The sequence below is a fragment of the Desulfobacter sp. genome (assembly GCF_050177295.1).
This window is the reverse complement of record NZ_JBFXHE010000160.1, coordinates 1-9,395: the sequence shown is the minus strand read 5'-3', so window position 1 is coordinate 9,395 and position 9,395 is coordinate 1. Positions and strand designations below refer to the sequence as shown.

Sequence of the window (9,395 nt, the reverse complement as noted above, 5' to 3'; positions counted from 1 at the left end):
ATCTAAAACCTTGGGGGAATTATCAATCCTCCCCATCATTAAAATATAAAGCATTCTGTTAACATGGGGATAATAACTGGTAGCTACGTTCCATGTCAATTTTTAAAAACTGGATCATCGAGTATTAAAGGAAGGAACAATGGCAAAATTCACTGATGCTTTGGAATACCACCGAAGCGGCCGCAAAGGTAAAATTGAAGTTATCACCACAAAGCCATGTGCAACAAGCAGGGACCTGGCTCTGGCCTACAGCCCAGGTGTTGCAGAACCCTGTCGGGAAATTGAAAAAGACCCCGATATGGCCTATGAGTATACAGCCAAGGGAAATCTTGTTGCCGTTGTTTCCAACGGAACGGCAGTACTCGGGCTCGGAGATATAGGCGCCCTTGCCGGTAAGCCGGTTATGGAGGGGAAAGGCGTCCTGTTCAAGAGCTTTGCCGACATAGATGTTTTTGATATCGAACTGAATACCAAAAATCCGGATGAATTGATCCGCACAGTACAGCTGCTTGAGCCGACCTTTGGCGGTATCAACCTGGAAGATATCAAAGGTCCGGAATGCTTTTATATTGAAGAAGAGCTGAAAAAAACCATGACCATCCCGATATTCCATGATGATCAGCATGGAACAGCAATTATTTCCGCTGCCGGTATGGTCAATGCCCTTGAAATCGTAGGGAAAAAGATTGAAGACGTCAAGATGGTCGTTAACGGGGCCGGAGCCGCCGGTATTGCCTGCGCCAACTTTGCAATTTTCATGGGTATTAACAAAAACAACGTTATCCTCTGCGACTCCAAGGGGGTCATATATAAAGGCCGCACCGTGGGTATGAACGAGTACAAAGAGCGCTTGGCGGCGCAAACCGATGCCCGCACTCTTGAAGATGCGATAAACGGTGCTGATATTTTTTTCGGGGTTTCAGTTAAAGGAGCGCTTACTGCCGACATGTTGCGCGCCATGGCCAAAGATCCTATCGTTTTTGCCATGGCTAATCCTGATCCTGAGATCACCCCGGATGAGGCGAAAGCGGTACGAGGTGATGTCATTATCGGCACCGGACGCTCTGACTACAATAACCAGGTAAACAATGTCCTGTGTTTTCCTTTTCTTTTCCGTGGCGCTCTGGACACCCATGCCAGCGCTATTAATGATGAGATGAAACTGGCGGCAGTCCACGCCCTTGCCCAGCTGGCAAAAGAAGATGTCCCGGATTCCGTACGCCGTGCCTATGGCAACAGTGAAATCAAATTCGGGCGTGAATATCTCATCCCCAAAGCGTTTGATCCACGGGTCTTGTTACACATTGCACCCGCCGTTGCACAGGCAGCCATAGATTCCGGTGTCGCCCGCAGACCAATCTTAGATATGGCGAAATACATTGAACACCTGGAAGCGCTGCAGGGGCGCTCAAAAGAAATCATGCGTACCATGATCAACAAAGCGAAAACAGCGCCTAAACGGGTGGTCTTTCCGGAAGGTGAAGAAGATAAAATTCTACGTTCGGTACAAGTGCTGCTGGACGAAAAGATTGCCACCCCGATTCTTATCGGCGATAATGAAGTGATCCGCGAAAAAGCCAAGGCCCTCAATGTCGACCTGCGCGCCACGGAAATTATTAACCCCCGCAAAAGTGAAAAACTCAAAGCGTATTCGGAAATACTCTTTGCCAAACGTCAACGTAAGGGCATGACACGCTATGATGCCCGCCGCCGTCTGCAGGAGAATGGAAATTATTTCGGCGCCATCATGGTGGAACAAGGAGATGCGGATGCCCTGCTTTCCGGCATCAACGCCCATTATCCGGATGTCATTCTGCCGGCGATAGAAGTGATTGGTAAAAAGGACGGTTTGTCCAAAGTGCATGGGCTGTACATGCTGGTGTTCAAAAAAAAGGTGATCTTTTGCGCTGATACAACTGTTACCATTGAACCGACTGCAGAAGAGCTGGCAGAAACCGCCATCCTGGCTGCTGAACAGGCACAGCATTTTGATATCACACCACGCGTTGCCATGCTCTCCTTTTCCAACTTTGGTAGTACTCAGCACCCATTGACCCTAAAGGTGAAAAAAGCAACCGAGCTGGTCAAGGAATGGGCTCCGGAGCTGAGGGTCGACGGAGAAATCCAGGCTAACGTTGCTCTGGACCCGGAAATCGTCAAAAACCAATACCCCTTCTCCAATCTCAAGGGGAATGCAAATATTTTTATCTTCCCGGACCTGCAATCGGGTAATATCACATATAAAATGCTTGCCAAACTCGGAGATGCCGTTGCTGTCGGCCCCATCCTCATGGGGATGAAAAAACCCATCCATGTACTGCAGCGTGCAGATGATGTCTCAGACATTGTCAATATGGCGGCAGTGGCCGTTAACGACGCGCAGATGAACGAGCAGGCAGAATCGGTTTAATTCCGCGCTCTGCCATTTCTATCTACCCTGGAAATTTAAATCTCCGATCAGCGTGCCTGGGTTAGTAGTTAATCTCCCTTTCCAGGATCGCCAAAGCCTCTTTAAATTTGTACTGTTTGACTAAGGCTTTTAATTCCTTGTGTCCGGTCAGTTCTTCAAGCAAGGGGGTATACAAATTTTTACGCCTGGACTTCAGTGCGGTTTTGAGTTCTGGGAGCAAGGCCGCCTCACGTTCAGCTGAAAGAGGGTCTTGTACCGTTACATCTTCTTCGAATTTAATAGTTCGGATCTCATCACATACAAGATTTAATTGTTCCTGAAAGGCGGTAAGGCTTTCGACATTGGGATCATCCTCCAGTGTTTTGGATATATCACTGAGCGTTTCCGCACCGATGTTAGCGCTGAGCCCCTTGATCGTGTGGATGATTCTCTTAAAATCTTCTTGCTTCGGAGAAATTTCCAAGGCACCATAGTTGTTCGCAAAATCACCCAACAGCTTTTTATAGAGCGTTGCATCCCCCATAACCCTTGACAGGCCGGCCCGGGTATCGACATGGACCATATCAGGCAGTGTACTGTCCGGATTCGTTTTCGGTTCCACGTTACCGGGCTCAGCTTTTACCTCGCATTTTTTACTGATGTACTTGAGTAGTGTGGCAAATAGTTTTTCAACATCAATGGGCTTGTTGAGATGCTCCTGCATCCCGGCCTCTTTGGTTTTGGCAATATCGCTGACCAATGCGTTGGCAGTTAAAGCAACGATGGGCAGCCTGCGATCCTTCTTCCGAATCAGACGTGTGGCTTCATATCCATCCATCTCCGGCATCTGGATATCCATCAGGATCAGCTCATATATTGAACCCTTTGAGCAGGCGGGTCAGGATCTTTTGCCAGCTTGGCGTATCATCCACAATCAGCACCTTTTTGTCCGGGAATTGCCGAAGGATTTTTGGGCTGCTCTCCTGTTCTCCCAGTTCCAGCTCAAATGTAAAAGAGCTGCCCCTGCCAGCTTCACTTTCAACCCAGATACGGCCCGCCATCAGTTCCACAAGCTGCTTGGAGATTGCAAGGTCCAGCCCGGTCCCTCCAAACTTGCGGATGGTGCCGGCATCAGCCTGGGAAAAGGATTGAAAAAGGCGGGACTGCTCTTTGGGTGTCATTCCGATACCTGTATCGCGAACCTTGAACTGGTAGCGATTCTGTTCCAAACGGGTGATGTAAATACCCACCTCTCCTGTTTGGGTAAATTTCACAGTGTTGTTGGCAAGATTTGTGAGTACCTGACCCAGTCGCAGAGGGTCACCGTGAAGACTCATATTCATCCCTGGATCATAGCTGACAACAAATTCCAACCCCTTTTGGTTGGCTTTTAGTTCCACCAGGGTAGCGACGTTGTCGATGACGGTGTGCAGATCGAAATCGATTTTCTCAATGGCAAGCTTTCCAGCCTCAATCTTGGAAAAATCAAGAATATCGTTGATCAGTCCCAACAATGAGTTGGCCGAGTTCTCAATTTTATGCACATATTCGCTTTGTATTGGATCAAGACAGGTTTGTTTCATCAAATAGGTCATGCCGGTAATGGCATTCATGGGCGTGCGAATCTCATGACTCATATTGGCCAGAAAAGTTGATTTTGTCAGGGTCGCCTCTTCAGCCTTTTCTTTGGCTGCCGTAAGCTGAGCATTGACATGGCCGAGTTTGCGATTCCAGTAAATTCCACCCATCAGGATCAATACCCCGCCCACCAGAATTTTCCAGATCAGACTGTAGTCCGTTCCTTTTTCCATGCGAACCGAGAGCCATTTATTGCTGATCTCTTCACTCTCCTTGTCAGACAGGGATAGCACCGCTTTTTCCATAATTCCCTGCAATATAGCGTCATTTTTTTTACCCCTATGGTATAGCGCCTTTTGAGGCCTGTATCACCTGATATTTTAATATCAAACAATCGCTCTTTGGCAATAATATATGCCGCTCCGACCAAAGGGGTGATCGCAGAATCCAGCTCTCCTCCGGAAACCATTTGCATGGCTTTGGTATAGTTTTCCACGATGGGGCTGGTGAAATTTAAAAAGGATTTGCGATCAGGGGTGGGTTCTAAAAATGAAACAATGTCGCACTTCCCGGCTTTGGCCTTTGCCAAGGTCTCTTGCCAGGTTTTGGTGGATAACAGGGTAAATGGTTTTCCGATTTTTTGGGCAATGAGCTGCAGACAGTCAGCCGCCAGCCCTTCATGTTTTCCCGGGTGGTTGATCTTTTCATAGGGTTCCTGGTCGGGGTTAATGCACATGGTAATGGTTTTCTTTTCGACCAGGTATGCCCCCTCTTTTTCAGTGACTTTTATCAGGCTGGCGCTGCTGTCCTGTGTACCGCCAATCCATAGATCGACCAATGCCACTTTTTCTTCCTTGGAAATGGAATCCAGCGCCTTTTGCATGATCGAACGCAGGATGGGTTTGTCCGGGCGTATGCCAAAACGCAGGTCCTCTTTACGGATATTGGGGAGTTGAAGCTCAGCAGCCAGTTTTAAATTTGTATAAACATGTTTTTTGATCAGGTGGTTGATGTTAGGCAGATTCTGAATCAGAGCATCGATTTTTCCAAAGACCAGAGCTTGGGTTACCTCTTCATATGTTTCGTAGGGAACAAGTTCCATGGATCCTATTTCTTCCAGCTCTTTGCTGTAAAAAATATCCTTGAGTACCCCCACTTTTTTACCTGCCAGGCTTTCTAATCCCTGATATTCTCCGAAATCATCCCGTACAAAAATTATGATGGGAATTTCGTAATAGGGTTTAGTGAAAATGGTAAACGCCTCTCGTTCTTTTTTGTACGAGATGCTGGCTATCATATCCACTTTTCGGGTTTTGAAAGCCGTCAGAATCGAATTCCAGTTACCCAGCTGCTTGGTAAACGTCAACCCAGTTTTTTGGGAAACCAATGCGAGCAGATCGTGTTCGAATCCGCCGACTGCATCCTGAATTATGTATGAGAATGGGGAGAAGTCCGGCATCATGGCAATCCTGACTTCAGAATTTGAGGTGATGAATGCCTTTTCCTCTGGCGTTAATTCCAAAGCACCGGTTGTCACGGGAAATATAAATACCAGATAAATTATGATGCGGACCAGAATTGATTTCAAAATGATTCCTTAAATTATACATTCCTGAAAATACTTTTACTTTCTGCTGAAGCCGGAACACGACATCCATGGCCTGGGTCGGGTCACCTGTTTTTAAAAGAACAGCAAACTCTTCTCCCCCATACGTCCAAAAAGCGATGATTTCGGAAGTGCCTGGGAAATGGCGCGGGTTATATTTTTCAACGCGTCATCTCCGGTATGATGACCGTATCTGTCATTAACCCGTTTGAAGTGATCAATGTCGATCATTACGGCGTAGAGGTCATCTGATGCTTTTGCATACATTTGTTCAGCCAGTTGGAAGAATTTTCTTCGATTGTAAATACCGGTGAGGCTGTCACGGGTAGCCAGGAAATCCAGCTCCCTGAGTACAGTCTGAAGTTTGAGCTGTACCTTCACCCGTGCCAGAAGCTCTTTGGGCTTAAACGGTTTGGTCACAAAGTCGGCACCACCTATATCATAGGCTTTTTCAATACTTTCTTCGTCAGTTTTAGCGGTAATGAATATAACCGGAATATCTTGGGTATAGGCTTGATTTTTAAGCCGCTGGCACACCGCATATCCGTCCATTCCTGGCATGAGTATGTCCAGCAAGACCAAGTCGATGGATTCTTCTTTGACCAACGCCAGGGCATCCTCACCGGAAGTTGATGGAATGACATCATATTCCTTTAAAAATGTTAATTTTTTCCCCATTCATTCCTCACAGCTTATTCGTCCATTCTCTTCCGATAAAGAGCATTGGAAGAATACTCAGAATGTTTACGTGCGTTGACCCTGTCACTTGTATTTAGCGCCACGCATGATATAGGTATGGTATAGGTATGGGGAAATCTCAAATATGATTTGAGTTGATTTTACAGGACAGCGTACCTTTCCGGCCATTGAGTTGGACGGGGAAAATGGATACGCCCACTTTAGTGGAAGCAAGAAGTTTATGGCCCTGTGGTTATCCCATTGGGCCATCATTTATGGTTATTTTTTAACGGGATGAATGGTTATGGAAAGATATTTGCTGGTTCTTGTGGCGGGGACTGTCGGGGGCCTTTTGGCACAACGCTGTCATATTCCCGGTGGGGCCGTTGTCGGGGCCATGTTGTTTTCGGGGATTACGGTTCTGTTTTTACCCAAGGGAATTGTTCTGCCGTCATCTGTGGGCACCGGCATACAAATCATTTTAGGCATCACCCTTGGGCTCACCGTTGACCGCTCACTTCTGACTCTGGGGGTCAAGATCCTGCCCCTGGCAATATTAAGCACCATCATTCTTTTGACGGTGGCTGTGTGCATGGCGTTTCTGGCCAGCAAGCTTGGGATGGTGGATTTTGGTACGGCCCTGTTCGGCTTTTCTCCGGGGGGGATGACGGGCATGGCCATTTTAGCCCAATCTGAAAATCATAACGGTTCTTTTGTGGCATTTTTTCATCTGGTGAGAATCTTCACCCTTTTTCTGGTTATTCCGCTGCTTGTAAAGGTGGTAATGTATTTACAGCACAAGGGGTATCTTTAATAATCAGCAGAAAACCGGTCGGCAATATGGCAGCCGGGTGCTGCCTTATTGATTCTTATCAGTTGCCGCTTTTTTTTCTTCTAATTCTTCCCAGCGTGAATAAAGCGATTGGACCAGGGCCTGGGCCTGCTCCAGTTTTTTACAGGTGTCTGTCAGACGGGCGGGGTCCTGGATGACTTCAGGGCGCTGGACATGTTCAGAAAGATCCTCAACATTTTGTTCAGCCTCCAGAATTTTTTCTTCTATATGCGTTAGTTCATATTTGTCTTTAAATGAAAACAACAGCTTTTTGGCTGGAGCGGGTTTGGGTATCTCTTTTTTGCTTTTTTCCGCCCCGGGCCGGTCAGCCTTATCCCGGGCAGTCCGGGCCTTGAGAATCTGACCGAAATCCCTGTAAAACTGAGGTGTTTCACTATTATCCAGGTAGAGCATGCGGTGGCAGACCCGGTCCATGAGATACCGGTCATGGGAGACAATGATCACTGCACCGTCAAACTCTTTGATGGAGGTTTCCAATACTTCAAGGGAAGGGATGTCAAGATCATTGGTCGGTTCGTCCAGAAGCAGCAGATCGCAAGGCTGCCGCATAATTTCAGCCAGAACGATTCTTGCCTTTTCCCCGCCGGAAAGCCGTCCTACCGGCATGTCCAGCTGGTCAGGCATGAAAAGAAACCGTTTGGCCCAGGAGACCACATGAATGGGACGACCCTTGTAATTTACACTATCTCCGCCGGCCGGATTCAGCGCATCCCGCAGGGTTATTTCCGGGTCCAGCTGGGTCCGTTCCTGGTGGTAGACGGATGTTTTAAGGTTTTCCGCCCATTTTACAGTTCCCTGGTCCGGTTCCATGCGTTGTTCGATCAGGGACAGAAACGTGGATTTGCCGGATCCGTTCTCCCCGACAATGCCAAGACAGAACCCTGGCCCCAGTTCAAAGGTAATGTTGGAAAACAGCATTCTGCCCCCAAAGCTTTTGGTCAGGTTATGCACCCTGAGCAGCTTTCTGGTCTGGCGTCCTGTGCCGGAAAAATCAATGTCCATCCGGGCGGTCTGCCGGTTTCTGGCCTTGACTTCGGACAATTCTTTGCGCAGTTCCTCTGCCTGGTCTATCCTGTATTTGGCCTTGGTGGTTCTGGCCTTGGCTCCCTGGCGCAGCCATTGGTCTTCCCTGCGCATTTTAGATGCCAGGGATGACTGTTTTTTCTCCTGGGCCTCCAGGTATTTGTCCCGCTCCTGCTCAAATTTGGGATAATTGCCCTGTATTTTGAAAACCCCGCCCTGGTAGTATCGGGCAATTTCCATGGTGTGAGAACAGACATTTTCAAGAAATGCCCGGTCATGGGATACGGCCACAAAAGAAAACCGTGCTGTTAAGAGCAGCTTCTCAAGCCATAAAATGCCGGCAATATCCAGATGGTTGGTAGGCTCATCCAGCAAAAGCAGGTCCGGTTCCAGGCAAAAGGCCCGGGTGATGGCCAGCCGCTTTCGCCAGCCGCCTGACAGCTCTTTTGTCTTTATGGCTGCATTGGTAAAACCACCCAAGCCGAAGGCCCTGTTCACCCTGCGGTGACGTTCTTTTTCCTGCAGATCCAGGGATGACAGACTGTTAAACAAAACCTGCTCAATGGAAAGGTCTGTATCAAATTTATCTTCCTGGGCAAGATAGACCAGGCATTGGCCTGTCTGGACAGTTATTTCTCCTTCGTCCGGGGTGCTTAAACCACAGATAATTTTTAAAAGGGTGGATTTGCCGGATCCGTTCATCCCGATCAGACCAAGCTTTTCCCCTGGTTTTATATCGACGCTTAACCCCGTGAATAAGGTATCATCACCATATGCCTTGCAAAGTTCTCTTACAGATACCAAAACAGTCATCAGGATCTGTCTCCCTGGGTCTGGGATAGCTTGAGGCGGTATGCCCGTATCATTTTAATCATGCATACCAGGGCCAGGCTCAGGCTGATCAGAATAATAAAACTTGCGGCAAAAAAAGTCATGATAAAGTTGAACGGGTCATTTAAACCATACGCTCCCCGGATAAGGTCAACACCGAAAACAAAGAAGAAAAGGGAGATTAAAAGGAATAATACCTGAACTGCCCACCAGAAATATTTCATTTCATGTCCTTACAAATCAAATTTGTCTTATGTTATCGTATCCAAAACCAAAGGCCATGTGAACATACAGGTTTTTGCAATTTTCTGCTGGTAAGCTTACCCGAAAAGGATGAAATGGAAGGCCTTGCTGAACCAGACCGGACCGGCGATGCAATGAAGTTAAAGCCAACAGGGTAGGGATTTCATAAAAAAGGTGTGCCGGAATGCAAAAAC

9 protein-coding genes are annotated in these 9,395 nt (G+C 47.5%); 2 read left to right on the top strand and 7 right to left on the bottom strand.

All coding sequences use genetic code 11. From position 1 onward, the window contains the following. The first annotated feature begins 139 nt into the window (after positions 1-139). Positions 140-2,410, top strand: coding sequence for an NADP-dependent malic enzyme (locus tag AB7U36_RS12325; protein WP_428160066.1), 2,271 nt, complete (start codon positions 140-142; stop codon positions 2,408-2,410). Between the two features lie 61 nt (positions 2,411-2,471). Here AB7U36_RS12325 and AB7U36_RS12320 read toward each other — a convergent pair whose 3' ends face one another. From AB7U36_RS12320 to AB7U36_RS12305, 4 genes are all read right to left on the bottom strand, one after another. After that, a complete protein-coding gene (locus tag AB7U36_RS12320) occupies positions 2,472-3,248 on the bottom strand; it encodes a response regulator (RefSeq protein WP_428160065.1) in 777 nt (258 codons plus the stop codon). Between the two features lie 10 nt (positions 3,249-3,258). Then, positions 3,259-4,260, bottom strand: coding sequence for an ATP-binding protein (locus tag AB7U36_RS12315; protein WP_428160064.1), 1,002 nt, complete (start codon positions 4,258-4,260; stop codon positions 3,259-3,261). After that, a complete protein-coding gene (locus tag AB7U36_RS12310) occupies positions 4,173-5,555 on the bottom strand; it encodes a transporter substrate-binding domain-containing protein (RefSeq protein WP_428160063.1) in 1,383 nt (460 codons plus the stop codon). Before AB7U36_RS12310 ends, AB7U36_RS12315 begins: the two co-directional genes overlap by 88 nt. 93 nt (positions 5,556-5,648) lie before the next feature. Further along, complete coding sequence (locus tag AB7U36_RS12305; RefSeq protein WP_428160062.1) at positions 5,649-6,251, bottom strand: GGDEF domain-containing response regulator; 603 nt, start codon at positions 6,249-6,251, stop codon at positions 5,649-5,651. Between the two features lie 304 nt (positions 6,252-6,555). Between AB7U36_RS12305 and AB7U36_RS12300 the strand changes: the two genes are divergently transcribed. Further along, positions 6,556-7,065 (top strand): AbrB family transcriptional regulator, encoded by a 510-nt coding sequence (locus AB7U36_RS12300; RefSeq protein ID WP_428160061.1) that lies wholly within the window; start codon positions 6,556-6,558, stop codon positions 7,063-7,065. 45 nt (positions 7,066-7,110) lie between these two features. Here AB7U36_RS12300 and AB7U36_RS12295 read toward each other — a convergent pair whose 3' ends face one another. From AB7U36_RS12295 to AB7U36_RS12285, 3 genes are all read right to left on the bottom strand, one after another. Next, entirely contained in the window at positions 7,111-8,940 is a 1,830-nt protein-coding gene (locus tag AB7U36_RS12295) for an ABC-F family ATP-binding cassette domain-containing protein (RefSeq protein WP_428160060.1), read from the bottom strand. Continuing rightward, positions 8,940-9,182, bottom strand: coding sequence for a hypothetical protein (locus AB7U36_RS12290; RefSeq protein ID WP_428160059.1), 243 nt, complete (start codon positions 9,180-9,182; stop codon positions 8,940-8,942). The genes AB7U36_RS12295 and AB7U36_RS12290 overlap by 1 nt, the downstream gene beginning before the upstream one ends. 16 nt (positions 9,183-9,198) lie before the next feature. Next, positions 9,199-9,395: hypothetical protein (locus tag AB7U36_RS12285; protein ID WP_428160058.1), on the bottom strand; the 197-nt coding region annotated here is incomplete at its 5' end.

Coding starts and splice junctions, on each gene's coding strand:
- AB7U36_RS12325 (WP_428160066.1), top strand. CDS start 140: ATGGCAAAATTCACTGATGCTTTGGAATACCACCGAAGCGGCCGCAAA.
- AB7U36_RS12320 (WP_428160065.1), bottom strand. CDS start 3,248: ATGGATATCCAGATGCCGGAGATGGATGGATATGAAGCCACACGTCTG.
- AB7U36_RS12305 (WP_428160062.1), bottom strand. CDS start 6,251: ATGGGGAAAAAATTAACATTTTTAAAGGAATATGATGTCATTCCATCA.
- AB7U36_RS12300 (WP_428160061.1), top strand. CDS start 6,556: ATGGAAAGATATTTGCTGGTTCTTGTGGCGGGGACTGTCGGGGGCCTT.
- AB7U36_RS12295 (WP_428160060.1), bottom strand. CDS start 8,940: ATGACTGTTTTGGTATCTGTAAGAGAACTTTGCAAGGCATATGGTGAT.
- AB7U36_RS12290 (WP_428160059.1), bottom strand. CDS start 9,182: ATGAAATATTTCTGGTGGGCAGTTCAGGTATTATTCCTTTTAATCTCC.